This is a genomic window from Rhizobium sp. P1_C7, from assembly GCF_056406295.1.
In genome coordinates this window covers 25,340-49,826 of the sequence record NZ_JBFUAL010000006.1, presented here as the reverse complement: position 1 = coordinate 49,826, position 24,487 = coordinate 25,340, and the positions used below count along the sequence as shown (strand labels likewise).

Here is a 24,487-nt window from a genome sequence, read left to right as displayed (position 1 = left end):
GCCTTGCTGCCCGGTTTCGACCAAAACACGGAATGAGCCGCGGACAGGCGGCTGAAGACAGATGCGGCCGCCGATCGATGAATCGGCAAAATCACAAGAGTCAGGAGGCGGGCGGTAGCGTCCGCATGTAACCATGGCACGGCAAGAAGCCAACGAGCAGTTTCAGATCACCTCGTTTCTGGATGGCGCCAACGCTGCATATATCGAGCAGCTCTACGCGCGCTACGAAGACGATCCGGCGTCGGTCAACGAGGAGTGGCGGGCGTTCTTTAAGGCGCTGGAAGACAATCCGGACGACGTGAAGCGGGCAGCCAAGGGCGCGTCTTGGCGCAAGAAGAACTGGCCTCTGCAAGCCAGTGGCGATCTTGTTTCCGCGCTCGACGGCGACTGGGGCGTGATCGAGAAAGTCATCGAAACAAAGGTCAAGGCAAAGGCCGAAGCAGCTGGCAAGCCTGCCGACGGCGCCGACGTTCTTCAGGCGACGCGCGACTCGGTCCGGGCCATCATGATGATTCGCGCCTATCGCATGCGCGGCCACCTGCACGCCAAGCTCGACCCGCTCGGCATTGCCGCACCTGTGGACGACTACAAGGAATTGTCGCCGGAAGCCTATGGCTTCACCGCCGCCGACTACGACCGCAAGATCTTCATCGACAACGTGCTTGGCCTCGAATACGCGACCATCCCGCAGATGATCGGGATCCTCGAACGCACCTACTGCTCGACGCTCGGCGTCGAGTTCATGCACATCTCCAATCCGGAAGAAAAAGCCTGGATCCAGGAGCGCATCGAAGGTCCCGACAAGGGCGTCGCATTTACGCCCGAGGGCAAGAAGGCGATCCTGGCGAAGATCATCGAAGCCGAAGGCTACGAGCAGTTCCTCGACGTCAAGTTCAAGGGCACCAAGCGCTTCGGCCTCGACGGTGGTGAATCGCTTATTCCGGCGCTGGAGCAGATCCTCAAGCGCGGCGGTCATCTCGGCCTCAAGGAAGCCGTGTTCGGCATGGCCCACCGCGGCCGCCTGAACGTGCTTTCCCAGGTCATGGGCAAACCGCACCGCGCCATCTTCCATGAATTCAAGGGCGGTTCCTACGCACCTGACGAAGTCGAAGGTTCGGGCGACGTCAAGTACCATCTGGGTGCCTCTTCCGACCGCGAATTCGATGGCAACAAGATCCACGTTTCGCTGACGGCCAATCCGTCGCACCTCGAAATCGTCGACCCTGTCGTCATGGGCAAGGCGCGCGCCAAGCAGGACATGGGTGCCACCGTCTGGGATGGCGATACCATTCCGCTCAGCGAACGCTCCAAGGTTCTACCGCTTCTGATCCATGGCGACGCAGCGTTTGCCGGCCAGGGTGTGATTGCCGAAATCCTCGGCCTCTCCGGTCTGCGCGGCCATCGTGTCGCCGGCACGATGCACGTCATCATCAACAACCAGATCGGCTTCACCACCAATCCGGCCTTCTCGCGTTCGTCGCCCTATCCGTCCGACGTCGCCAAGATGATCGAAGCGCCCATCCTGCATGTGAACGGCGACGATCCGGAAGCGGTCGTTTACGGCGCCAAGATCGCCATGGAATTCCGCATGAAGTTCCACAAGCCTGTGGTCCTCGACATGTTCTGCTACCGTCGCTACGGCCACAACGAAGGCGACGAACCGTCCTTCACGCAGCCGAAGATGTACAAGGTCATTCGCGGCCACAAGACTGTGCTGCAGCTTTATGCAGACCGTCTCGTTGCCGAAGGGCTGCTGACCGACGGCGAAGTCGAGAAGATGAAGGCCGACTGGCGCGCCCGTCTCGAGCAGGAGTTCGAGGCAGGCCAGTCGTACAAGCCGAACAAGGCAGACTGGCTGGACGGCGAGTGGTCGGGCCTGCGCACGGCTGACAACGCCGACGAGCAGCGCCGCGGCAAGACGGCGGTGCCGATGAAGCAGCTGAAGGAAATCGGCCGCAAGCTTTCGGAAATTCCGGAAGGCTTCCATGCGCACCGTACCATTCAGCGCTTCATGGAAAACCGTGCCAACATGATCGCCACCGGCGAAGGCATCGACTGGGCAACGGCAGAGGCGCTCGCATTCGGCGCGCTCTGTGTCGAAGGCCACAAGATCCGCCTCTCCGGCCAGGATTGCGAACGCGGGACGTTCTCGCAGCGCCACTCGGTTCTCTACGATCAGGAAACCGAAGAGCGCTACATACCGCTTGCAAACCTGTCGCCGACCCAGGCGCGCTACGAAGTCATCAACTCGATGCTCTCGGAAGAAGCGGTTCTCGGCTTCGAGTACGGCTACTCCCTGGCCCGCCCGAACGCCCTGACCCTATGGGAAGCCCAGTTCGGCGACTTCGCCAACGGTGCGCAGGTCGTCTTCGACCAGTTCATCTCCTCGGGCGAACGCAAGTGGCTGCGCATGTCGGGTCTCGTCTGCCTGCTGCCGCACGGCTACGAAGGCCAGGGCCCGGAACACTCATCGGCTCGCCTGGAACGCTTTCTGCAGCTTTGCGCGGAAGACAACATGCAGGTTGCCAACGTCTCGACGCCGGCGAACTACTTTCACATCCTGCGGCGTCAGCTGAAGCGCGATTTCCGTAAGCCGCTGGTCCTCATGACGCCGAAATCGCTGCTGCGCCACAAGCGCGCGGTATCCGGTCTGGCCGAGATGGCGGGCGAATCCTCCTTCCACCGTCTCCTTTGGGACGATGCGGAGGTCATCAAGGATGGTCCGATCAAGCTGCAGAAGGACAACAAGATCCGCCGCGTTGTCATGTGCTCGGGCAAGGTCTACTTCGACCTTCTGGAAGAGCGCGAAAAGCGCGGCGTCGACGACGTCTACCTACTGCGCGTCGAACAGCTCTACCCGTTCCCGGCCAAGGCGCTCATCAACGAACTCTCCCGCTTCCGCAACGCGGAAATGGTCTGGTGCCAGGAAGAGCCGAAGAACATGGGCGCGTGGTCGTTCATCGACCCGTATCTGGAATGGGTGCTCGCCCATATCGATGCGAAATACCAGCGCGTCCGCTACACAGGGCGTCCAGCTGCCGCATCGCCGGCAACGGGGCTGATGTCCAAGCATCTGGCGCAGCTCGCCGCATTCCTCGAGGATGCGCTGGGCGGCTGAGGAATTGGCGGCGGCACATGTCTTTAAGGGACATATGCCGCCGCTTTCCGCATGACGTGGCCGGGGAGGAAATGGCCGCGATGACATGTTCGGCGGTCGTTTCGGTAGCGGACCACCAGGCGGCACAGCTCGCCGTGGCTGATCCGCTCCGGCCTCGGTTACCGTTTCGATATTTTGCCGATGCCCTCGATCATTCTCCGGCCGTCCGTCGCCGGAAACGAATAAAACGAACACAAGCAAATCAGGATTTGAACAATGGCCACAGAAATCCGCGTTCCAACTCTCGGTGAATCCGTCAGCGAGGCAACCGTCGGCACCTGGTTCAAGAAGGTCGGCGATGTCATCAAGGCCGACGAACCACTCGTCGAGCTTGAAACCGACAAGGTGACCATCGAAGTTCCAGCACCGGCTTCCGGCGTTCTTTCGGAAATCGTGGCGCAGGCAGGCGAGACAGTCGGTCTCGACGCGCTGCTCGGCCAGATCTCGGCCGGTGGTGCCGGCGCCGCTGCGGCTGCTCCGCCTGCCGCCCCCGTCAAGGCCGCCGAGCCGGCTGCCGCCGCTCTGGCACCGGTCGCTGCTGCAGCCTCCGCTTCGGCTTCCTCCGCATCGGTCTCGTCCATGCCGCCGGCGCCGGCTGCTTCGAAGATGCTGGCTGAAAACAGCATCTCGGCCGATCAGGTCGACGGTAGCGGCAAGCGCGGCCAGGTCCTTAAGGGCGATGTCATTGCCGCGGTTGCCAAGGGTCTCTCGGCTCCGGCTGCCGCACCTACGCCCGCGGCACCGCGCGGTCCGTCGACCGTCGAGGATGCAGGCCGCGAAGAGCGCGTGAAGATGACGCGCCTGCGCCAGACGATCGCCAAGCGCCTCAAGGATGCGCAGAATACGGCTGCGATGCTCACCACCTATAACGAGGTGGATATGAAGGCTGTTATGGACTTGCGCGCCAGGTACAAGGACGTCTTCGAAAAGAAGCATGGGGTGAAGCTCGGCTTCATGGGCTTCTTCACCAAGGCTGTCACCCACGCCCTGAAAGAACTGCCGGCTGTCAACGCCGAGATCGACGGCACCGACATCATCTACAAGAACTATTGCCACGTCGGCATGGCCGTCGGCACTGACAAGGGTCTCGTCGTTCCGATCATTCGTGACGCCGACCAGATGTCTATCGCCGAGATCGAGAAGGACCTCGGTCGCCTCGCCAAGGCTGCTCGCGACGGCACGCTTTCCATGGCCGACATGCAGGGCGGCACCTTCACGATCACCAATGGCGGCGTCTACGGTTCGCTGATGTCCTCGCCGATCCTCAACGCCCCACAGTCGGGTATTCTTGGCATGCACAAGATCCAGGAACGCCCGGTCGTCGTCGGCGGTCAGATCGTCATCCGTCCGATGATGTACCTGGCGCTCTCCTACGACCACCGTATCGTTGACGGCAAGGAAGCGGTGACCTTCCTCGTGCGCGTCAAGGAAAGCCTGGAAGATCCGGAACGCCTGGTTCTCGATCTTTAAGGAACAACAGGGCCGCGTGAGCGGCCCTTTTCGCCTCGGCCTCGGAACGCCCTATGTCGCTGGAACTTACCTATCTGCTCTGGAGTGCGGTGCTCGCTTTTGCCTATCTGACGGCACAGGCGGCAGCTTACCGTCTGCAGGCGGGCGTTAGGGATGCGAGCGGGACCCGGGACCATGAGCCCGAGCCGAACCTCCTCACAGGGCGCGCAGCGCGGGCACTCAGGAATTTTCAGGAAACCTACCCGATTTTCATCGCTCTGAGCGTGGTGACGATCGCCGCCGGCCGGTCCGACAGCTTCACGCACTGGGGCGCAAGCATGTGGGTCTGGGCGCGAGCTGCCTATCTGCCCGCTTATCTCCTGGGGCTCAGCCCCTACCGGTCGTGGATCTGGACGGTCTCGGCGATCGGCCTGATCCTGATCTTCGTAGGTATTGTTTGGTGAGGGGATGATGGACAGGTTTTCAACCGTGATCGCCGCTGCATTTCTGGTATCTGCTACCTGCCAGCCCGTCCTTGCTGCAGATTGCAAGCAAGCGAGTGCCGTCTATGCCGATCACGACGGCGCCTACGAGCTTCGCTTCACCCCGATCAATTCCGACGCCGCGGTGGCAAGCAATCAGTTCAAGCTGAGCGTGCTAAGGACCGCCCTCGTGTTCGATGGATACGTCATGCCTTCCGATGATCCGGTGCGTGCCGACGGTCTCGTCATGTTCAATTGCCCCACCGGCGATGCCACGACCGCGGATCTCAATGCCTGCACCATATGGCAAGGTACGGTTTACGGGGTAAACGCCAACGGTGACATCGACAATCTGCAGCCGGAAGGGGCCGATGCAGCGGACAAGGTCGTCCTGGCCGGTCTCGGGCCGGCAATCCGTGCTTCCGCCGTCTGGGGTGCCGGGAAGGCAACCGTTGCGCCCTGGGACGTATTTGCTTTCAAGGAGTGCGCGAAATGAGCGAAGGTCCCGTCCTGCTCGTGACCGGCGGAAGCCGCGGCATCGGTGCTGCCATCAGCCTGCTTGCCGCCCGCAAGGGTTGGCGTGTTGCCGTCAACTATACTGTCAACAAGGCAGCGGCCGATGCCGTTGTTTTTGAGATCGAAGCCAGCGGCGGCGAGGCATTTGCGATCCAGGGCGACGTCGGCAACGCCGCAGATATCATTGAGCTATTTGCGGCGGTCGATCGGCAGTTCGGGCGGCTGGACGGGCTCGCGAACAATGCCGGCATCGTCGATGTTCCGGCACGCGTAGACGAGATGTCCGTCGAGCGCATCGAACGGATGATGCGCATCAATATCACCGGCTCCATTCTCTGTGCCGCCGAGGCGGTACGCCGCATGTCGAACCGGCATGGCGGCAGGGGCGGTGCGATCGTCAATATCTCGTCGATGGCGGCGATCATCGGTTCGCCTTCGCAATATGTCGACTACGCTGCCTCGAAGGCTGCAATCGATACATTTACCGTGGGGCTGGCACGCGAGACCGCGACCGAAGGGGTGCGGGTGAACGCGGTGCGGCCGGGTGTCATCGACACCGAGATCCATGCTTCCGGCGGTCTGCCGGATCGAGCCCGCGACATGGCGTCGAGCATTCCGATGCAGCGCGCAGGAACGGCTGAGGAGATCGCCGACGCGGTGCTCTATCTTCTTTCGCCGTCCGCTTCCTATATAACGGGCGCGATTCTCAATGTTAGCGGCGGTCGGTGACCCCAAGGGCGGTGTGAACATGCAGTACGTTCTCGAATTTCTCGGCCTGATGGCCGTCTTCTCGATCTTCATCGTTGTGCCGGGCGCCGACTTTGCCGTCATCCTGCGCCAGAGCATCGTGCATGGTCGCCGCGCGGCCATGATGACCGGCCTCGGCATGGGCTTCTCTCTGCTCTTTCACATCAGCTATACGATCCTCGGCCTCGGCCTGATCGTGTCGCAGTCGCTGATGCTGTTTGCGATGATCAAGTGGGCCGGTGTCGCCTACCTTGTCTATCTCGGCATCAAGTCGTTCCGGGATCCGGGCTTCAACGTCCAGGAGATCGAAGTCACGGAAGACGATCGCAAACCGCTTTCGGCGATCAAGTGCCTGGGGATGGGCTTCATCACCAACGCGCTGAACCCGAAGCCGGTACTGTTCTTCCTGTCGCTGTTTTCGACGCTCGTCCACCACGATACCCCGACGCTCGTCCAGTTCAGCTATGGCATCGGCATGGCAACGGCGCTTGTCGCCTGGTTTGCCGGCGTCTCCGTTTTCTTCACCGTCAAGCCCATTCGCGACCGCTTCATCGCCAGCGGCAAATGGTTCAACCGCATTACCGGTGCCGCGTTGGTCGGTTTCGGTTTCCGCCTCGCGCTCGCCCGCACGGCTGACTAAGCAAAATACGAAAAGGAAAAGAATCCATGTCCTACGATGTGATCGTTATCGGAACGGGCCCAGGCGGCTATGTTGCAGCCATCAAGGCAGCCCAGCTGGGCCTCAAGGTCGCCGTCGTCGAAAAGCGTGCGACCTTCGGCGGCACCTGCCTCAATGTCGGTTGCATTCCGTCCAAGGCGCTGCTGCATGCTTCCGAAATGTTCCATCAGGCGGGTCACGGCATGGATGCGCTCGGCATCGAGGTCGCAGCGCCCAAGTTGAGCCTTGAAAAGATGCTGGCGCACAAGGATGCGACCGTGAAGTCCAACGTCGACGGCGTTGCCTTCCTTTTCAAGAAGAACAAGATCGACAGCTTCCAGGGAACCGGCCGGATCGTTTCGGCGGGCAAGGTTGCCGTGACCGGCGACGACGGCAACGTGCAGGAAATCGAGGGCAAGAACATCGTCCTCGCCACGGGTTCGGACGTCGCCGGTATTCCGGGCGTCCAGGTCGATATCGATGAGAAGGTCATCATCTCGTCCACCGGCGGTATCGCGCTGGAGAAGGTTCCCGAAACGATGATTGTCGTCGGCGGTGGCGTCATCGGACTTGAGCTCGGTTCGGTCTGGTCGCGCCTTGGCGCCAAGGTCACCGTCGTCGAGTACCTCGACACGATCCTCGGCGGCATGGATGGCGACGTTGCCAAGCAGTTCCAGCGGATGCTCGCCAAGCAGGGCATCGACTTCAATCTCGGCGCCAAGGTCGTGGGCGTCGAAAAGGGCGGCAAGGGCGCCAAGGTGACGTTCGAGCCGGTCAAGGGCGGCGACAAGGTCACCCTTGAAGCCAACGTTGTGCTTATCGCAACCGGTCGCAAGCCCTACACGGCAGGCCTGGGCCTTGAAGATGTTGGCGTCAAGTTGGACAATCGCGGCCGGGTCGAGATCGACGGTCACTTCAAGACCAATGTTGCCGGCATCTTTGCGATCGGCGATGTGGTAAAGGGTCCGATGCTGGCGCACAAGGCCGAAGACGAAGGTGTGGCACTCGCCGAAATCCTCGCCGGCCAGGCCGGCCACGTGAACTATGACGTCATTCCGAGCGTCGTGTACACGCAGCCGGAAGTCGCCTCCGTCGGCAAGACCGAGGAAGAGCTGAAGGCCGCAGGCCTCGCCTACAAGGTCGGTAAGTTCCCGTTTACCGCAAACGGTCGTGCGCGGGCGATGCTGGCTACCGACGGTTTCGTGAAGATCCTGTCCGACAAGACGACCGACCGGGTCCTTGGTGGCCACATTGTCGGCTCCGGCGCCGGCGAGATGATCCACGAGATCGCCGTGCTGATGGAATTCGGCGGCTCTGCGGAAGACCTCGGCCGTACCTGCCATGCGCACCCGACCATGTCCGAAGCGGTCAAGGAAGCGGCGCTCGCTGCTTTCTTCAAGCCGATCCACATGTAAACGACCCAACGACAACCAGCCAAGGCCGCGATTCGACAGGAGCGCGGTCTTTCTTGTTCGGAGGGAGGAATTTCCTTTTCGCCTCGAGGGGGAGAGACTCCCGCCTTGATGGCGTCAGTTCACCGCCGTCACCGTGAAGCCCTGCTTGCGCAGCAGTTCAATGACGCCGCCCTCGCCTGGAAGGTGCAGGGCACCCACCGCCATGAAGACATTGCCGCTGGCGAGGATCGGTGCAGCGCGATCCGCCATGACCTTGTTTCGGTCTAGAATAATGCGCTGCTCGAAGGCGGCGTAGTCGCTATCCTCGTCCTTTCCGTCGGTGGAAACGGTCTTCAGCATTGGAATCGTCATGCCGATGTCGCCGGAGAGATAGAGATCGGTCATCGTTTCCACGACGTCGTTCATCTTCGATCCCAGCGCCAGCGTTTCGATCAGCGATTTCAGATGGAACTCGGTCGGCAGTTCGGCCATCGCCTGCAACTGCTCGGAGAGCGTCTCGAGGCCCTTCACCTGCTTGCCCGATGCAATCGCGTCGGTGGCGATCTTCTGGTCGAGAAACTGGACGCCCTTGGCCTTGCGGGCCATTTCGCAGCCGGGCAGGGCAACCACGCTCGAAATCATCCATGGCCGCATGCGCGAGACGGCGGCAAGGGGGATACCGCGCTGCTTCAAGCCTTCCCCCAAGCGCACGTAGTCGTCGTGCGAGAGAAGCTTTTCGATGGTGGTTCCATCGGTGAACATCGTCAGCTCCGGCCGCATCAGAAGCGCTGCGGATGCCTTCTTTTCGTCGAGGATCTCGTCGGATTCGATGACGATGGTGTCGGCGGCATCGTGCGCCGCTTGCGTGCGCGGCGGGAGCGTCAGCACGCGAGGGTCGGTGACATGCATGCTGCCGAGCAACCAGGATGGTTTCACGCCTGACTTTTCGATCTTCCAGAAAATGCCCTTGCCGTTCGGCACCGCATCCGCTTCCTTGACCGCTTGCGCATAGCGTGCCGGGTCATTCTGCTCCAGGTCAGTCATCACATTGCGGCCGGTGCAGCTGCTGTCGTCGGCCGCTGCCGGCGAGACGGTAAGCAGCACGACCAGCAGGGTCGCGGCGAGCAGCATATGGAAGGCGGCAATCAGCCAGAGCAAGACATTGCCCGGAAATGCGATGTGCAGCCTGCGGTGGCCGATGGAGATCGTCATGATGGTGTTCCGGTCACGATAAATAGGGCTCAAGCTCTACGCCTTGCGTGCGCATATTCCTTTAAGAGAAGACGTTAACAAAAGATTACGCCCTGGGATGGGCACGGTCGTAAACTTCAAGCAGCCGCGCGGAATCCACACCTGTATAGACCTGTGTCGTCGACAGGCTGGCATGGCCGAGCAATTCCTGGATCGTCCGGAGATCGCCTCCGCCAGCCAGCAGATGGGTTGCGAAGGAATGCCGCAGCGCGTGCGGTGTCGCCGTTTCCGGGAGGCCGAAGGCGCTGCGCATCTTCTGCATGGTGCGCTGGATGATCGCCGCCTGCAGCTTGCCGCCACGGGCGCCCCGGAAGAGCGGCTGGGTGGCTTCGAGGTGATAGGGGCAGAGTGTACGGTACTTCTTCACGGCGTCGAAGACGACCGAGAGCAGGGGCAACAGCCGGGTCTTGTTGCCCTTGCCGGTGATGCGTAGCGTCGTTGCGCCGGCATGCAGGTCGCCGGGCGTCAGGTCGAGGGCTTCCGATATGCGCAGGCCACAGCCATAAAGCAGGATCATGACCGCCGCGTCGCGTGCGGCGATCCAAGGCTCCTCGTGTAGCTGCGCTTCGTCGCTGACGACTGTCATAGCCTGCTTGTCGGAGAGTGGCTTCGGCAGCGACTTTGGCTGCTTGGGCGAGCGGACGGCGCCGGCGCCAGCAGCGTTCACAAGGCCCTTCTTTTCGAGGTAACGCAGGAGTGAGCGCAATCCGGCGAGGTTGCGGCCGAGCGATCGCGCACCGGAACCTTCCTTGCGGCGGGCGGCCAGAAAGGCGCGGAAGTCGACCGGGCGCAGCGCCTGGATATCCTTCAGGGTCGTTGGACCGGCGAGATGCCCTGTCAGGAAGGTCAGAAATTGTCGCGTATCGCGTTCGTAGGCGGTGAGCGTGTGCCCGGAAAGGCGTCTCTGGCTGGCAAGGTTCTGCAGCCAGGCTGCGCGTTCGGCCATCAGCCGCGGGTCGGCGATAATGAGGAGTTCGTTCACATCTGCGGCCCTTGAATTTGCCATTCCGGCTGCCAACTCTGGAGCAGGGATAGTTATGGAATTGCTAATGCCGGCCAAGTGCCTGTCATGCTTCCACTATAATAATTGAAACTCCTTACCATCCAACGACGCAGGATCTTGCATGGCACAACGCCAACCCATGACGGCTTTAGGGCAATTCGCGGAAGCGCTCGCACTGGTCTCGCAAGGTAAGCCCGGACATATCGTCGATACGCTCATCACCGAACGCGGCCCGAGGATCGTGCGCAACCCGCTGTGGCCCGTGATGCGGCCATTTCTCTACACTCTGCTGCGCTACAACAGGGCGATAAAGTTCGCCAACGATGTCGCCAACATGTCGGGCTTCCAGTGCTTCGAGTATATGAGCGACCTTCTGAAACTCGAGATCAATGTCAGCCACGGCGAACGCATACCGGCAGCAGGCGGTTTTCTTCTGGTGAGCAATCATCCGACCGGGATTGCCGACGGCGTCGCGGTGTTCGACCTTCTGAAGAGCCGGCGGCCGGATATGATGCTCTTTGCCAACCGGGATGCCGTCCGGGTCAATCCGCGTTTTGCCGAGGTGATCATCCCTGTCGAATGGCGTGAGGAGTACAAGAGCAAGCTCAAAACGCGCGAGACGCTGCTGCTTACCAACCATGCCGCCGGGGAAGGGAAGGCGATGATACTTTTCCCTTCCGGCCGTATCGCTTACTGGGCAAACGGCCAGCTGAACGAGCGCCCCTGGAAAACGTCTACCGTCGGGCTGGCTCGCAAGTACAATCTGCCGATCCTGCCGGTTCATGTCGCTGCACGCAATTCCGGCCTCTTCTACTGGTTTGCGAAGTGGTCGACGGAGCTGCGGGACATGACTGTGTTCCACGAGCTTTTGAACAAGCGCGGGGATCGCTTCGATTTCGTGATCGGCGACCTGATCCCCGTAGAGCATCTGGATGGCGACATAAACGACGTTACCAAGGCGCTGGAGAGGCATACCGTACACAATCTCGACGCGGATGCCGATGCGCGATTCCAGCCGGTGGTGCAGCCGGTTGAGAACGACGCAGCCGGAACCCATTCATTTCGTTGAAAGGATAGGGTAAAGCGAGGCATGCTGCATCGCTCGATATTTGCCCAGAATAACCGGTCGCTCCGATCGATCCGCATGGATTTGTCGGATACCACTTTTCTTCCCGGCGAAAGCGGAGTCGGAAAGTCCAATCTATATCGATCCCTTCGGTTGGTGCTGGCTGTCATGAAAGGCAGTTTGTCGCGGGTTTCAATTGGGTGCGGTTGCGGGCATGGTCTCGCCCGATGAGCACAGATTCGTCCGATCTCTTCGGAGTCCTGTTTGAGACGCCGCCTGCGAGCCGCACGGTCCCGGTGCTCGTGCCCATGCCTGCGCCCAAACCCTATTCCTACGCCGTGCCGGACGGCATGGCGGTCGAGCCGGGCTCGGTCGTGCAGGTGCCCCTCGGACCGAGGCAAGTGATCGGCGTCGTCTGGGACGGCGGGGACGAGAGTATCGACCCGAAGAAGCTCCGTCCTGTAAGCCATGTCTTCGATTGCCCCCCGCTATCCAAGGAGATGCGCGACTTCATAGACTGGGTCGCGAGCTACACGCTGTCGCCTCCCGGGCTTGTGGCGCGCATGGCGCTGCGTGCGCCGAACGCTTTCGAGCCGGAGCCGATGGTGGAAGGCTTGCGCTTTGTCGGTGGCGAACCCGAGCGGATGACGCCGGCGCGCGGTCGTGTACTGGATATCGCCGGCGATGGGCTGTCATGGACGCGAAGCGGTCTTGCCCATGCGGCCGGTGTGTCCACAAGTGTCGTCGATGGCTTGGTGAGCCAGGGCATCTTCGAAACAGCGTTCCTGCCGCCACCGCCTGTCGTCGCAAAGCCTGATCCCGATTTTACGACGTCGCGGCTCGAGGGGCCGCAGAAGGAGGCGGCCGAAGAGATACTTGGCGAAGTCCGCAAGGGCGAATTCGCCGTCTCGCTTATCGATGGTGTGACCGGTTCGGGCAAGACAGAGGTCTATTTCGAGGCGATTGCGGAGACGCTGAAGCAAGGCAAACAGGTGCTGATCCTCTTGCCGGAAATTGCGCTTACGGCGAGCTTTCTGGAGCGGTTCCAGGATCGCTTCGGCGCCAAGCCTGCCGAATGGCACTCCGATCTTGCGCCGCGCATGCGCGAAAAAGTCTGGCGGCAGGCGGTCACCGGCGAGGTGCGCGTCGTGGCCGGCGCGCGATCGGCGCTGTTTCTGCCATTCGAGGAACTCGGGCTGATCATCGTCGATGAGGAACACGACCCTGCCTACAAGCAGGAGGACCGCGTTTTCTACAACGCCCGCGACATGGCCGTGGTGCGCGGGCGGATCGGGGACTTTCCGGTGGTGCTCGTCTCAGCGACGCCGTCTGTCGAAAGCCAGGTCAACGGCCAGAGCGGTCGCTACAGCACCATTCATCTGCCGACTCGCTTCGGCGATGCCGCGCTTCCCGACCTGCATCTGATCGATATGCGCAGGCACGCCCCGGAGCGCGGCGGCTTCCTGTCGCCGGTCCTTGTCCGCGCAATCGGCAAGACGGTCGAGAAGAAACAACAGGCATTGCTGTTCCTCAACAGGCGCGGCTACGCGCCGTTGACGCTATGCCGGGTCTGCGGCCATCGTTTCCAGTGTCCGCAATGTTCCAGCTGGCTTGTCGAGCACCGCTTCAAGAAGCAGCTGCAATGCCATCAGTGCGGTCACAACGAGCGCACGCCGGAGGCCTGCCCGGAATGCGGGACGCTCGATCATCTGGTCGCCTGCGGCCCAGGGGTCGAAAGGATCGCCGAGGAGGTAGAACGCCATTTTCCGGATGCGCGCACGATCGTGCTCTCCTCCGACATCATGGGCGGCGTCAAGCGGCTGCGGCTGGAGCTCGACGCGATCGCCAAGGGGGAGGCTGATATTGTCATCGGCACGCAGCTGGTCGCCAAGGGGCATAATTTTCCGCTGATGACGCTGGTCGGCATCGTGGACGCCGATCTCGGACTTGCAAACGGCGATCCGCGAGCTGCCGAAAGGACGTTTCAGCTTCTGTCACAGGTCACCGGCCGCGCAGGGCGAACCGGCCTCAAGAGCCACGGCCTGCTGCAGACCTACCAGCCGCAGCATCCTGTCATGCAGGCGATCGTCTCCGGGGATGCGGGGGCATTCTACCAGCGCGAGATCGCCGAGCGGGAGCGCGCCATTCTGCCGCCTTTCGGCAGGCTTGCGTCGATCATCGTCTCGGCAGAGACGCGCCACGATGCGGAAAACCACGCCCGCGGTATGCGCAAGGCAGCGCCGCAGGTGACGGGCATTTCGGTGCTTGGCCCTGCCGAGGCGCCGCTGGCGTTGGTGCGCGGACGCCATAGGTTCCGCCTGCTGGTGCACGGACGCAGGAACTCCGACATGCAGGGCTTCCTGCGCGTTATGCTGTCGCAGTCGCCGAAAGAGCGCGGCTCGGTGCACGTGCAGCTCGATATCGATCCCCAGAGCTTCTTGTAGGTCACCAGCATTCAGTACGTTTGCTGACTTCCGCAATCGTGGCATAAGGACAGCGAAACAGGTATTCGGGGTCGATTCATGGATTTCTATTTTCCGACGGAGCTGGGCGAGCGCCTTGCCTTTGGCGCGGCGGCATTCACGGCGCTGGCAGGTCTCATCATCATGTTCGCGCCTGGTTACGCGATGCGGCTGTTCGGGCTGCAGCCGGGCGAAGGCCGGCGCGACGGCTATGCCGAACAGCGCTCCATGGGCGGCTTTTATCTCGGCTTTGGCCTCTCTGCGGTCATGCTGGCGCAGGATTGGATCTACATGGCACTCGGTGCCGCCTTCGCCATGGCGGCCTTTGCACGCCTCATCTCGCTTCTTTCCGATAAGGGAGGGACGATTCTCAACTATATACTCATGGTTGTGCAAATCGTTCTCGCCGCGCTTCCGCTTGGTTACGTTTTCGGTTTCTTTTCAGCGTGACTTGTGTGGATATCGGGCGGGTTCCCAGCTCGCTTTCGAAGCATTCCGCATTTTTGCGTCAGAAATCGATGCTAAAGCCGTATTCGGGCGTTACGCGTGTTGCGAGTCCGGAGATCCTATGTTAGACGGACCCCGAATTTCGGAAGAAGCAAGAGGCTTCTCTTGCGATTTCTGGGGGAAATCATAACGAATTCAGGAATTTAGATCAGGCGCCCGCCGGAAGCCGGATTCTTGGATTGAAATCAGGGAAATTTGTGCCCGTGGCAGACACGTCCCAGCTTACATCTGGTGTTGCAGAACGATATGCCTCGTCGCTATTTGAACTGGCGCTCGAGCAAGGTGCAGTCAAGACGGTGACTGCCGATCTCGACCGGTTCCAGGCGATGCTGGATGAGAGCGACGATTTGAGGCGTTTCGTTTCGAGCCCGGTTTTCGCGGCCGACGATCAGCTTAAGGCGATCATCGCGATCAGCGAGAAGGCTGGGATTAGCGGCTTCTTCGCGAACTTTCTGAAGGTCGTGGCGCGTAATCGCCGCCTCTTTGCCCTTCCGGGCATGATCAAGGCCTTCCGCATCATCGCTGCCAAGCAGCGTGGCGAAATTTCTGCCGAGGTCACCTCGGCGCATGCGCTGACCGCAGCGCAGGAAACTGAATTGAAGGCGGCGCTCAAAGGCGTCACCGGCAAAGACGTGGCGATTGCCGTCACGATTGATCCGTCTCTTCTTGGCGGACTGATCGTGAAGGTCGGGTCCCGTCAGATTGACACGTCTCTTCGTACCAAACTCTCTACCCTTAAGCTTGCATTGAAAGAGGTTGGCTGATGGATATCCGCGCCGCGGAAATTTCCGCAATTCTCAAAGATCAGATTAAAAATTTCGGCAAAGAGGCAGAAGTCTCAGAAGTCGGTCAGGTGCTCTCCGTCGGTGACGGTATCGCTCGCGTTTATGGTCTGGACAACGTCCAGGCAGGCGAGATGGTCGAGTTCCCGGGCGGCATCCGTGGCATGGCGCTGAACCTTGAGTCCGATAACGTCGGTGTCGTTATTTTCGGCTCCGACCGTAGCATCAAGGAAGGCGACACCGTCAAGCGGACCGGCGCAATCGTTGACGTTCCGGTTGGTCCGGAACTGCTCGGCCGCGTTGTCGACGCTCTCGGTAACCCGATCGACGGCAAGGGCCCGATCAATACGACACGCCGTTCGCGCGTCGATATCAAGGCTCCTGGCATCATTCCGCGTAAGTCGGTTCATGAGCCGATGTCGACCGGCCTCAAGGCCATCGACGCGCTCATCCCCGTCGGCCGCGGACAGCGCGAGCTCGTCATCGGCGACCGCCAGACCGGCAAGACCGCGATCATTCTCGACGCGATCCTGAACCAGAAGGCGATCCACGACAACGGCCCGGACAGTGAAAAGCTGTACTGCGTCTACGTTGCTATCGGCCAGAAGCGTTCGACTGTTGCCCAGTTCGTCAAGGTTCTTGAAGAACGCGGCGCGCTGAAGTACTCCATCATCGTTGCTGCGACGGCTTCCGATCCGGCTCCGATGCAGTATCTGGCTCCGTTTGCCGGCTGCACCATGGGGGAATACTTCCGTGACAACGGACAGCATGCGCTGATCGGTTACGACGACTTGTCCAAGCAGGCTGTCGCTTACCGCCAGATGTCGCTGCTGCTGCGCCGCCCGCCGGGCCGCGAAGCCTATCCGGGCGACGTCTTCTATCTGCATTCGCGTCTTCTCGAGCGCGCTGCAAAGCTCAACGACGAAAAGGGCGCTGGTTCCCTGACGGCTCTGCCTGTTATCGAAACGCAGGGCAATGACGTTTCGGCGTTCATTCCGACGAACGTGATCTCGATCACCGACGGGCAGATCTTCCTCGAAACCGACCTGTTCTATCAGGGTATCCGCCCGGCTGTTAACGTCGGTCTGTCGGTTTCGCGCGTCGGTTCCGCCGCGCAGATCAAGGCGATGAAGCAGGTTGCCGGCTCGATCAAGGGCGAACTCGCCCAGTATCGCGAAATGGCCGCCTTCGCACAGTTCGGTTCTGACCTTGACGCTGCGACGCAGCGGCTGCTGAACCGTGGTGCGCGCCTGACCGAGCTCCTGAAGCAGCCGCAATTCTCGCCGCTGAAGACGGAAGAGCAGGTCGCGGTGATCTTCGCAGGCGTCAACGGCTACCTCGACAAAGTCGCGGTCGCTCAGGTCGGCAAGTTCGAACAGGGCCTGTTGTCATACCTCCGCTCGGAAGGCTCTGCCATCCTCGACACGATCCGCACGGAAAAGGCAATCAGCGACGATACGAAGGGCAAGCTCACAGCTGCCATCGATAGCTTCGCGAAGTCTTTCTCGTAATCGGACCCAGTTAGGACGGATAACGGATGCCTTCACTTAAGGATCTGAAAAACCGGATCGCCTCCGTCAAGGCGACGCAGAAGATCACCAAGGCGATGAAAATGGTCGCCGCGGCTAAGCTTCGGCGTGCGCAGGAGGCGGCCGAAGCTGCCCGGCCGTATTCGCAACGCATGGGTGCGGTTTTGGCGAACATCGCCAATGCCGTGACCGATGCGGACGGTGCGCCGCTGCTGATGACCGGGACCGGCAAGGACGAGGTTCATCTGCTGGTGGTCTGCACTGCAGAGCGCGGCCTTTGCGGTGGCTTCAATTCGCAGATCTCGCGTTTCGCGCGCGACCATGCTCGTAGGCTGATCTCCGAAGGCAAGACGGTGAAGATCTTCACCGTCGGCAAGAAGGGCTTTGACGTTTTGCGTCGCGAATTCGCCTCGCTCATCGTCGAGCGCAAGGAGCTTCGCGAGGTGAAGCGTGTCGGCTTCGACAACGCGGATCAGATCGGCAAGCGCATCATCGAGATGTACGACGCCGGCGAGTTCGACGTCTGCACGCTCTTCTACTCCGAGTTCAAGTCGGTCATCTCGCAGATCCCGACGGCTCAGCAACTCATTCCGGCTTCGGCTCCGACTGCCGTTTCCCAGGATGCTGCGCATGCGGGTGCGGTGTACGAGTACGAGCCAGATCCGGCATCGATCCTGGAGGATCTGATCCCGCGCAACATTTCGGTCCAGATTTTCCGTGCGCTCCTTGAGAACGTTGCCGGTGAAATGGGCGCCAAGATGAGCGCGATGGACAACGCGACGCGTAACGCCGGTGAGATGATCAATAAACTGACGCTCAGCTACAACCGTCAGCGTCAGGCGCAGATCACCAAGGAACTCATTGAAATCATTTCGGGCGCGGAAGCGCTCTGAGGTTAGGGAAAGAGGGTAAGAAGATGGCTAAGGCAGCTACCCCCAAGACGACTGCGGCAGGCTCTGCCGGTAAGGTCACGCAGGTTATCGGCGCCGTCGTTGACGTTGCTTTCGAAGGCGAACTGCCGGCGATTTTGAACGCGCTCGAGACGACGAACACGGGCAACCGCCTGGTTCTCGAAGTCGCGCAGCACCTGGGTGAAAACGTCGTTCGCACGATCGCAATGGACTCGACCGAAGGTCTGGTTCGCGGTCAGGCGGTGACGGACACCGGTGCTCCGATCTCCGTTCCGGTCGGTCCGGAAACGCTCGGCCGCATCATGAACGTCATCGGCGAGCCGGTCGACGAAGCAGGTCCGCTGGTCACTGCTTCCAAGCGCTCCATCCACCAGGATGCTCCGGCTTACGTCGAGCAGTCCACGGAATCGCAGATCCTCGTCACCGGCATCAAGGTCGTCGACCTCCTGGCGCCCTACGCCAAGGGCGGCAAGATCGGCCTGTTCGGCGGCGCCGGCGTCGGCAAGACCGTTCTCATCATGGAACTGATCAACAACGTCGCCAAGGCGCACGGTGGTTTCTCGGTATTCGCCGGCGTGGGTGAACGTACGCGCGAAGGCAACGACCTTTACCACGAGATGATCGAATCCGGCGTCAACAAGCACGGCGGCGGCGAAGGCTCCAAGGCTGCGCTCGTTTACGGCCAGATGAATGAACCGCCGGGCGCACGTGCCCGCGTCGCACTGACCGGTCTGACGGTTGCCGAAAACTTCCGCGACCAGGGTCAGGACGTTCTGTTCTTCGTCGACAACATCTTCCGCTTTACCCAGGCAGGTTCCGAAGTGTCGGCTCTGCTCGGCCGTATCCCATCGGCAGTTGGCTATCAGCCGACGCTGGCCACCGATATGGGCCAGATGCAGGAACGCATCACGACGACGACGACCGGCTCGATCACCTCCGTTCAGGCCATCTACGTCCCGGCCGACGACTTGACCGACCCGGCTCCGGCAACCTCGTTCGCCCATCTGGACGCAACGACCGTTCTGTCGCGTTCGATCGCTGAAAAGGGTATCTACCCGGCTGTTGACCCGCTCGACTCCACGTCGCGCATGCTCGACCCGCTGGTCGTCGGAGAAGAACACTACGAGATCGCTCGCAAGGTTCAGTCTACGCTGCAGCGCTACAAGTCTCTGCAGGACATCATCGCGATCCTGGGCATGGACGAACTGTCTGAAGAGGACAAGCTTTCCGTTGCCCGCGCCCGCAAGATCGAGCGCTTCTTGTCGCAGCCGTTCTTCGTTGCCGAGGTGTTCACCGGTTCGCCGGGCAAGCTGGTTGCTCTTGAAGACACGATCAAGGGCTTCAAGGGTCTCGTCAACGGCGACTACGACCACCTGCCTGAGGCTGCCTTCTACATGGTCGGCTCGATGGAAGAAGCCGTTGAAAAGGCCAAGAAGCTCTCTGCAGCGGCTTGATGCATTCACTCACGGCGCGCTGGGATCGCCCAAGCGCGCCGTCTCTCGTTTCAAAGACAATCAAGAAGTGAAACGTCATGGCTGACAATTTCAATTTTGAACTCGTATCTCCGGAGCGCCTGGTTCTGTCGGAGATGGTGACCGAAGTTGTCATTCCGGCAACCGAGGGCGAGATGACCGTCATGGCGAACCATGCGCCGACGATGACGACGATCAAGCCGGGTATTGTCCGCGTTCGTACCGCTGACGGGGCAAAGCGCGAGTATGTGGTGTTTGGTGGCTTCGCTGATGTGCTGCCGACGGGCTGCACCCTGCTCGCAGAGTCGGCAGTTGCCATCGAAGACCTCAACAAGGACGAGTTGACCCGCCGCATCGAAGCTGCAAAGCTTGAGCTTCTGGACGCACAGCACCACGAGCACAAGTCACAGCTAGAGCACTTCATCATGGAAATGACCCACCTCAGCGGCGTCATCGAAGACTGAACGAGCTCTCAGCTCGGAGCATGGAAGCGGCCTGATGGCCGCTTTTTTTTTTAGCATTCTCCAATGCTCGGTGCTGTTGATCGCCGCTTTGCATCGGTTGGACAAGCCGCCGCGCTCGGCCGGAGCGCGGATTCGCGACTGGTCCGGGCGCGTGCGGTCTAGCCAGGACCGTTCCTTAGCCCCAACCTCCGTTCTTGTCGGTTTGGCCAAATTCATAGATGGTGGGTTGAACGCCAAATTTCGGGGGAAAGACATTGTTTCATCCAAAACTGTTTGAAAACCGGAACGTAGTCGTGACCGGAGCGGGCCGAGGGATCGGCCTAGAAGTCGCACGGCAGTTTCTTGATTGCGGCGCAAAGGTACTCGTTCACGTTGGCCGAAGCGCCGACCTGCCCCTTCCGGATTTTCTGCTGACAGCGGCCGAGGACCGTCGGGCCTTCCTGATAGCGGCTGATTTCTCGTCGCAAAGTGGAACGCGGGAATTCGCTGCCGAGGTGCTGACGATCTGCGATCGCCTCCATGTTCTCGTCAATAATGCCGGAACGATGTTCGGCCGCTTTCCTGCCGACACGCTTACCGATGAGCAGTACGGGGCGATTGTTCAGTTGAACCAAACGTCGGTGGTCGAGTTGACGCGCGCGTTGTTGCCAGCCCTAAGGGCGGCACAGGGCGCCGCCATCGTCAACACGGTGTCGATCTCCGCGCTGACCGGAGGGAGCCCGGGCTCGGCGATCTATTCAGCCTCGAAGGCGTTCGTCGCAACCTATTCGAAGGCGCTTGCCAGGGAGCTCGCGCGGGACGGAATACGCGTCAACTGCGTTTCGCCCGGAACAATCGAGACCGATTTTCACCAACGCTATTCCTCACCTGATAAGCTCGAGCAGACCCGAAAGAGTATACCGCTCCAGCGCTTGGGTACGGCTGAGGATTGTGCTCCGGCCTACCTCTTCCTGGCGGCGCCGTCGCTTTCCGGCTACGTGACTGGGCAAACGCTCGAAATCAACGGCGGCCAGCTGATCTGCTGATGGGTTCGTGACTTTTTTTGGCATTTTAGGAAATCCAGACAATCGTTCCACGCGTATATGTTATTCTGACGGTTCGCTTTTCGATATTTATGCAACTAGAGATTCAGAATGCATTTGCCCACACTGAGATCGGGTATGGCCGATCAGGAACTCCAAAGGTTTTCAAGGAGGGCACGCGAGGCGAGTGACCTTCTGAAGGCGCTTGCCCACCACACGCGGCTGCTCATTCTCTGCATTCTGGCGGAAGAGGAAAAGACCGTCGGCGAGATGGAAGATATCCTCGGCATCCAGCAGGCGATGGTGTCGCAGCAGCTAGCGCGGCTGCGGCTGGAGGGATTGGTCACAACGCGTCGCGAGGGCCGTCTGATTTACTATCGTGTCAGCAAACCGGCGACAGTTTCCTTTCTCGGTTCTCTCTTCGTCATGGTACCTGCGGCGCAGGATTGATATCAGGGGCTTGCGGAGTGCTGCTCCTCCGGGGCAAATGAGGGGAGCCGTGGTTCGGCGCGGAGGCCGAATGATCGACAAGCTGGAATTCTTCATCGCGCTTGCCAATGAGAAGCACTTCGGCCGCGCCGCCGAGGAATGCGGTGTCTCGCAACCCACCCTTTCCGCCGCCATCCGCCAGCTGGAAGATCAGCTCGGCGTCATGCTCGTCAGCCGCGGATCGCGTTTCCAGGGGCTGACGCCAGAGGGCCAACGGGTGCTCGAATGGGCGAGGCGCATCGTGGGGGATGCCCGCACCATGCGCGAGGAAATGCGCGCGGCGCGCAAAGGGCTTTCCGGTCATATCAAGATTGCGGTCATTCCGACGGCGCTGGCGATGCTGCCGCGCATCACCACGCCGTTTCAGGAGCGGCATCCGGATGTGACTTTCTCCATCATGTCTCGCAACTCGCTGCAGGTGCTGAGCATGCTGGAGAATCTGGAGATTGATGCCGGCATCACTTACCTGGAGAACGAGCCGCTCGGCCGGGTCACAAGCGTGCCGCTCTATGCCGAGCACTACAATCTGATCACCGCCGCCGGGAGCCCGTTGTCCGATCGAGACAGTGTTACCTGGAGGGAAGTCGGAGATCTTAGGCTTTGTCTGTTGACCGCGGACATGCAGAATCGCCGGATCATCAATCAACTTCTTGAGCAGGCAGGCGCGACCGTCCATCCGACGCTCGAATCGAATTCGATGATCGTGCTCTTTTCGCATGTAAGAACAGGGCGCTGGGCAAGCATCATGCCCCGCAATGTAGCCAAATCCTTCGGTTTTCCTGCAGAGATCCGCATGATTCCGATCGTCGAGCCGCAGGTGCACCATGTCGTTGGCCTTGTTGCTACCCATCGCGAACCCTTCGCGCCGCTGGTCTCGGCACTGCTGCACGAGGCGAGAATTCTCGCTGCTCAGACCGAAGACTGATAGAAATCTCCTATCGTCTGACGGAACAGCCGTATTGATCACTTCGCGCTTCCCTGAGAAAGTCCTATACTGAACGTACGTTAGCGGTTCCGTCGGCCACAGGTTTCGGAAGAAAGTCCGCCTATCCGACGGCTCCGCCCAATGTGCAGGCCGTGGGAGGGCTGCTGATGAATATCCATATCGCCAAGGGCGATATCCCGGCGCGCACCCGCGCCATCATCGACAATCTCAAAGCGCTTGAAGGTCCGCTGCTGCCGATCCTGCACGGGATTCAGGATGAGTTCGGCTATATCCCGCAGGACGCGGTTCCCGTGATCGCCAACGAGCTGAACCTGTCGCGTGCCGAAGTGCATGGCGTCGTCACCTTCTATCACGACTATCGCGATCATCCGGCCGGTCGGCATGTGCTGAAGCTCTGTCGGGCCGAGGCCTGCCAGTCGATGGGTGGCGATCAGCTTGCCGAACGCGCCAAGGCGATGCTCGGCATCGATTGGCATGGCACGACGCCAGACGGTGTGATCACGCTCGAGCCCGTCTTCTGTCTTGGGCTCTGTTCATGCTCGCCGTCTGCGATGATGGACGGCGAGGTGCACGGCCGGGTGGATGCTGCCGATCTCGAAGAGTTGATTTCGGAGGCACGCAGATGACCGTCAGGATCTATGTTCCGCGCGACGCCGCAGCGCTGGCGCTCGGGGCCGAAAAAGTGGCAGAAGCAATGTCCCAGGAGATTGTCGCCCGCGGTCTCGATGCGAAGATCGTGCGCAACGGCTCGCGCGGAATGCACTGGCTGGAGCCGATGGTCGAAGTCGAAGTGGCCGGCAAACGGATCGGCTACGGGCCGGTGAAACCAAGAGATGTCGCCGCGCTGTTCGATGCCGGGCTGATTTCGGGCGGCGATCATGCGCTCTGTCTTGGCGAGGTGGAAGAGCTGACGTTCCTCAAGCGGCAGACGCGCTTGACATTCGCCCGCTGCGGCATCACCGATCCGCTGTCTCTTGATGACTATGAGGCGAATGGCGGCCTCGCGGGGCTTCGCCGCGCGATTTCCATGCTGCCTGCCGACGTGGTCAGGGAAGTCACCGATTCCGGCCTGCGCGGACGCGGCGGCGCCGGTTTTCCCACGGGCATAAAGTGGAAGACCGTGCTCGACGCGCCGGGCACACGCAAATACATCGTCTGCAACGCCGACGAGGGCGACAGCGGCACGTTTGCCGACCGGATGATCATGGAAGGCGATCCCTTCGTGTTGATCGAGGGCATGGCGATATCGGGTCTCGCGACCGGGGCGACCAAGGGGTTCGTCTATACGCGCTCGGAATATCCTCATGCGATTGCGGCCATGAGCAGGGCAATCGATATTGCGAGAAGCGCCGGGATACTCGGGCTATCCGTTCTCGGCTCGGGCAGGGCTTTCGATATGGAGGTTCGCACCGGTGCCGGTGCCTATGTCTGCGGCGAGGAGACAGCGTTGCTGAACAGCCTGGAGGGCAAGCGCGGTATCGTGCGCGCCAAGCCGCCGCTGCCCGCCCACAAGGGCCTGTTCGACTGTCCCACTGTCATCAACAATGTGATCTCGCTGGCCTCCGTGCCGGTGATCATGGAGAAGGGAGCGGCCTATTATCGCGATTTCGGCATGGGCCGGTCGCGCGGCACGATCCCGCTGCAGATTGCCGGCAATGTGAAACATGCCGGGTTGTTCGAAATTGCGTTCGGCGTTTCGCTCGGCGAGATTGTCGATGAGATCGCCGGCGGCACGGCATCCGGCCGGCCTGTAAAGGCCGTTCAGGTCGGCGGCCCCCTCGGGGCCTATTTCCCGCGGGCGCTGTTTGACACGCCTTTCGACTACGAGGCTTTTGCGGCCCGGGACGGTCTGATCGGCCATGCCGGCATCGTCGTTTTCGACGATAGCGCCGACATGCTGAAGCAGGCGCGTTTCGCGATGGAATTCTGCGCGGTCGAAAGCTGTGGCAAGTGCACGCCCTGCCGCATCGGCTCGACGCGCGGCGTGGAAACCGCCGACAAGATCGCGCAAGGCATCGAGCCGCAGAAGAACCGTGAACTGCTCGCCGATCTTTGCAATACCATGAAGTTCGGGTCGCTCTGCGCGCTTGGCGGTTTCACGCCCTATCCCGTGATGAGCGCCATGACGCATTTCCCTGACGATTTCGTGCCCACCCCCCTTATCGAAGCGGCGGAGTAAG

Annotated in this window: 22 protein-coding genes and 1 pseudogene; 21 read left to right on the top strand and 2 right to left on the bottom strand. The window is 60.9% G+C overall.

The features are described from left to right. Positions 1 to 133 precede the first annotated feature (133 nt). The 7 genes from AC1D2R_RS10890 to lpdA all read left to right on the top strand — a co-directional run bounded on the left by AC1D2R_RS10890 (position 134) and on the right by lpdA (position 8,424). The gene (locus tag AC1D2R_RS10890; RefSeq protein WP_477967301.1) at positions 134 to 3,118 is read left to right on the top strand and encodes a 2-oxoglutarate dehydrogenase E1 component; all 2,985 of its coding nucleotides are present in this window, start codon (positions 134 to 136) and stop codon (positions 3,116 to 3,118) included. A 255-nt stretch (positions 3,119 to 3,373) separates the two neighbouring features. After that, a complete protein-coding gene (gene odhB, locus AC1D2R_RS10885; protein ID WP_477967300.1) occupies positions 3,374 to 4,627 on the top strand; it encodes a 2-oxoglutarate dehydrogenase complex dihydrolipoyllysine-residue succinyltransferase in 1,254 nt (417 codons plus the stop codon). Between the two features lie 53 nt (positions 4,628 to 4,680). Then, positions 4,681 to 5,070: an MAPEG family protein gene (locus AC1D2R_RS10880; protein WP_477967299.1), complete on the top strand. Its 390-nt coding sequence runs from the start codon at positions 4,681 to 4,683 to the stop codon at positions 5,068 to 5,070. Positions 5,071 to 5,077: 7 nt separating this feature from the next. After that, positions 5,078 to 5,584 carry a hypothetical protein gene (locus tag AC1D2R_RS10875; protein ID WP_477967298.1) on the top strand — a complete coding sequence of 169 codons (507 nt, stop codon included), beginning with the start codon at positions 5,078 to 5,080 and terminating at the stop codon, positions 5,582 to 5,584. Next, on the top strand, positions 5,581 to 6,333 hold the full coding sequence (locus AC1D2R_RS10870) for an SDR family oxidoreductase (protein ID WP_477967297.1): 753 nt from the start codon (positions 5,581 to 5,583) through the stop codon (positions 6,331 to 6,333). Before AC1D2R_RS10875 ends, AC1D2R_RS10870 begins: the two co-directional genes overlap by 4 nt. 19 nt (positions 6,334 to 6,352) lie before the next feature. Beyond that, positions 6,353 to 6,991, top strand: coding sequence for a LysE family translocator (locus AC1D2R_RS10865; protein WP_477967296.1), 639 nt, complete (start codon positions 6,353 to 6,355; stop codon positions 6,989 to 6,991). A 26-nt stretch (positions 6,992 to 7,017) separates the two neighbouring features. Next, positions 7,018 to 8,424 (top strand): dihydrolipoyl dehydrogenase, encoded by a 1,407-nt coding sequence (gene lpdA, locus AC1D2R_RS10860; protein ID WP_477967295.1) that lies wholly within the window; start codon positions 7,018 to 7,020, stop codon positions 8,422 to 8,424. Positions 8,425 to 8,538: 114 nt separating this feature from the next. Here the strand turns inward: lpdA and AC1D2R_RS10855 are convergent, their stop codons facing one another. Together AC1D2R_RS10855 and AC1D2R_RS10850 are read right to left on the bottom strand one after the other, a co-directional pair. Further along, positions 8,539 to 9,615: a TraB/GumN family protein gene (locus AC1D2R_RS10855; protein ID WP_477967294.1), complete on the bottom strand. Its 1,077-nt coding sequence runs from the start codon at positions 9,613 to 9,615 to the stop codon at positions 8,539 to 8,541. Positions 9,616 to 9,700: 85 nt separating this feature from the next. Beyond that, the gene (locus tag AC1D2R_RS10850) at positions 9,701 to 10,636 is read right to left on the bottom strand and encodes a tyrosine recombinase XerC (RefSeq protein ID WP_477967572.1); all 936 of its coding nucleotides are present in this window, start codon (positions 10,634 to 10,636) and stop codon (positions 9,701 to 9,703) included. Between the two features lie 142 nt (positions 10,637 to 10,778). Between AC1D2R_RS10850 and AC1D2R_RS10845 the strand changes: the two genes are divergently transcribed. The 14 genes and pseudogenes from AC1D2R_RS10845 to AC1D2R_RS10780 all read left to right on the top strand — a co-directional run bounded on the left by AC1D2R_RS10845 (position 10,779) and on the right by AC1D2R_RS10780 (position 24,486). Next, positions 10,779 to 11,726 carry a GNAT family N-acetyltransferase gene (locus tag AC1D2R_RS10845; RefSeq protein WP_477967293.1) on the top strand — a complete coding sequence of 316 codons (948 nt, stop codon included), beginning with the start codon at positions 10,779 to 10,781 and terminating at the stop codon, positions 11,724 to 11,726. Between the two features lie 21 nt (positions 11,727 to 11,747). Continuing rightward, positions 11,748 to 11,912 (top strand): annotated as a pseudogene (locus AC1D2R_RS10840) (AAA family ATPase); the annotation flags it as partial. Positions 11,913 to 11,950: 38 nt separating this feature from the next. Beyond that, positions 11,951 to 14,167 carry a primosomal protein N' gene (locus AC1D2R_RS10835; RefSeq protein WP_477967292.1) on the top strand — a complete coding sequence of 739 codons (2,217 nt, stop codon included), beginning with the start codon at positions 11,951 to 11,953 and terminating at the stop codon, positions 14,165 to 14,167. Between the two features lie 78 nt (positions 14,168 to 14,245). Continuing rightward, positions 14,246 to 14,635: an AGROH133_08824 family phage infection protein gene (locus AC1D2R_RS10830; RefSeq protein WP_477967291.1), complete on the top strand. Its 390-nt coding sequence runs from the start codon at positions 14,246 to 14,248 to the stop codon at positions 14,633 to 14,635. Between the two features lie 254 nt (positions 14,636 to 14,889). Continuing rightward, positions 14,890 to 15,456, top strand: a complete 567-nt coding sequence (locus AC1D2R_RS10825) for a F0F1 ATP synthase subunit delta (protein ID WP_477967571.1) — start codon at positions 14,890 to 14,892, stop codon at positions 15,454 to 15,456. Beyond that, a complete protein-coding gene (gene atpA, locus AC1D2R_RS10820; RefSeq protein WP_477967290.1) occupies positions 15,456 to 16,985 on the top strand; it encodes a F0F1 ATP synthase subunit alpha in 1,530 nt (509 codons plus the stop codon). Before AC1D2R_RS10825 ends, atpA begins: the two co-directional genes overlap by 1 nt. Positions 16,986 to 17,011: 26 nt before the next feature. Then, positions 17,012 to 17,896 carry a F0F1 ATP synthase subunit gamma gene (locus AC1D2R_RS10815; protein WP_477967289.1) on the top strand — a complete coding sequence of 295 codons (885 nt, stop codon included), beginning with the start codon at positions 17,012 to 17,014 and terminating at the stop codon, positions 17,894 to 17,896. Positions 17,897 to 17,919: 23 nt separating this feature from the next. Further along, positions 17,920 to 19,368: a F0F1 ATP synthase subunit beta gene (gene atpD / locus AC1D2R_RS10810; RefSeq protein WP_477967288.1), complete on the top strand. Its 1,449-nt coding sequence runs from the start codon at positions 17,920 to 17,922 to the stop codon at positions 19,366 to 19,368. A 77-nt stretch (positions 19,369 to 19,445) separates the two neighbouring features. Further along, positions 19,446 to 19,850: a F0F1 ATP synthase subunit epsilon gene (locus AC1D2R_RS10805; RefSeq protein ID WP_477967287.1), complete on the top strand. Its 405-nt coding sequence runs from the start codon at positions 19,446 to 19,448 to the stop codon at positions 19,848 to 19,850. A gap of 254 nt (positions 19,851 to 20,104) precedes the next feature. Continuing rightward, positions 20,105 to 20,875 carry an SDR family NAD(P)-dependent oxidoreductase gene (locus tag AC1D2R_RS10800; RefSeq protein ID WP_477967286.1) on the top strand — a complete coding sequence of 257 codons (771 nt, stop codon included), beginning with the start codon at positions 20,105 to 20,107 and terminating at the stop codon, positions 20,873 to 20,875. 108 nt (positions 20,876 to 20,983) lie between these two features. Further along, a complete protein-coding gene (locus AC1D2R_RS10795) occupies positions 20,984 to 21,322 on the top strand; it encodes an ArsR/SmtB family transcription factor (protein ID WP_477967285.1) in 339 nt (112 codons plus the stop codon). A 70-nt stretch (positions 21,323 to 21,392) separates the two neighbouring features. After that, positions 21,393 to 22,286: a LysR family transcriptional regulator gene (locus AC1D2R_RS10790; RefSeq protein WP_477967284.1), complete on the top strand. Its 894-nt coding sequence runs from the start codon at positions 21,393 to 21,395 to the stop codon at positions 22,284 to 22,286. Positions 22,287 to 22,453: 167 nt separating this feature from the next. Continuing rightward, positions 22,454 to 22,933, top strand: coding sequence for a formate dehydrogenase subunit gamma (locus tag AC1D2R_RS10785; protein WP_477967283.1), 480 nt, complete (start codon positions 22,454 to 22,456; stop codon positions 22,931 to 22,933). Next, positions 22,930 to 24,486 carry a formate dehydrogenase beta subunit gene (locus tag AC1D2R_RS10780; protein ID WP_477967282.1) on the top strand — a complete coding sequence of 519 codons (1,557 nt, stop codon included), beginning with the start codon at positions 22,930 to 22,932 and terminating at the stop codon, positions 24,484 to 24,486. Before AC1D2R_RS10785 ends, AC1D2R_RS10780 begins: the two co-directional genes overlap by 4 nt. Position 24,487 lies beyond the last annotated feature (1 nt).

Bases quoted from the DNA above. Each gene is read 5' to 3' on its own strand.
- AC1D2R_RS10890 (WP_477967301.1), top strand. From the start codon at position 134: ATGGCACGGCAAGAAGCCAACGAGCAGTTTCAGATCACCTCGTTTCTG.
- odhB (WP_477967300.1), top strand. From the start codon at position 3,374: ATGGCCACAGAAATCCGCGTTCCAACTCTCGGTGAATCCGTCAGCGAG.
- AC1D2R_RS10880 (WP_477967299.1), top strand. From the start codon at position 4,681: ATGTCGCTGGAACTTACCTATCTGCTCTGGAGTGCGGTGCTCGCTTTT.
- AC1D2R_RS10875 (WP_477967298.1), top strand. From the start codon at position 5,078: ATGGACAGGTTTTCAACCGTGATCGCCGCTGCATTTCTGGTATCTGCT.
- AC1D2R_RS10870 (WP_477967297.1), top strand. From the start codon at position 5,581: ATGAGCGAAGGTCCCGTCCTGCTCGTGACCGGCGGAAGCCGCGGCATC.
- AC1D2R_RS10865 (WP_477967296.1), top strand. From the start codon at position 6,353: ATGCAGTACGTTCTCGAATTTCTCGGCCTGATGGCCGTCTTCTCGATC.
- lpdA (WP_477967295.1), top strand. From the start codon at position 7,018: ATGTCCTACGATGTGATCGTTATCGGAACGGGCCCAGGCGGCTATGTT.
- AC1D2R_RS10855 (WP_477967294.1), bottom strand. From the start codon at position 9,615: ATGACGATCTCCATCGGCCACCGCAGGCTGCACATCGCATTTCCGGGC.
- AC1D2R_RS10845 (WP_477967293.1), top strand. From the start codon at position 10,779: ATGGCACAACGCCAACCCATGACGGCTTTAGGGCAATTCGCGGAAGCG.
- AC1D2R_RS10835 (WP_477967292.1), top strand. From the start codon at position 11,951: ATGAGCACAGATTCGTCCGATCTCTTCGGAGTCCTGTTTGAGACGCCG.
- AC1D2R_RS10830 (WP_477967291.1), top strand. From the start codon at position 14,246: ATGGATTTCTATTTTCCGACGGAGCTGGGCGAGCGCCTTGCCTTTGGC.
- atpA (WP_477967290.1), top strand. From the start codon at position 15,456: ATGGATATCCGCGCCGCGGAAATTTCCGCAATTCTCAAAGATCAGATT.
- AC1D2R_RS10815 (WP_477967289.1), top strand. From the start codon at position 17,012: ATGCCTTCACTTAAGGATCTGAAAAACCGGATCGCCTCCGTCAAGGCG.
- atpD (WP_477967288.1), top strand. From the start codon at position 17,920: ATGGCTAAGGCAGCTACCCCCAAGACGACTGCGGCAGGCTCTGCCGGT.
- AC1D2R_RS10805 (WP_477967287.1), top strand. From the start codon at position 19,446: ATGGCTGACAATTTCAATTTTGAACTCGTATCTCCGGAGCGCCTGGTT.
- AC1D2R_RS10795 (WP_477967285.1), top strand. From the start codon at position 20,984: ATGCATTTGCCCACACTGAGATCGGGTATGGCCGATCAGGAACTCCAA.
- AC1D2R_RS10790 (WP_477967284.1), top strand. From the start codon at position 21,393: ATGATCGACAAGCTGGAATTCTTCATCGCGCTTGCCAATGAGAAGCAC.
- AC1D2R_RS10785 (WP_477967283.1), top strand. From the start codon at position 22,454: ATGAATATCCATATCGCCAAGGGCGATATCCCGGCGCGCACCCGCGCC.
- AC1D2R_RS10780 (WP_477967282.1), top strand. From the start codon at position 22,930: ATGACCGTCAGGATCTATGTTCCGCGCGACGCCGCAGCGCTGGCGCTC.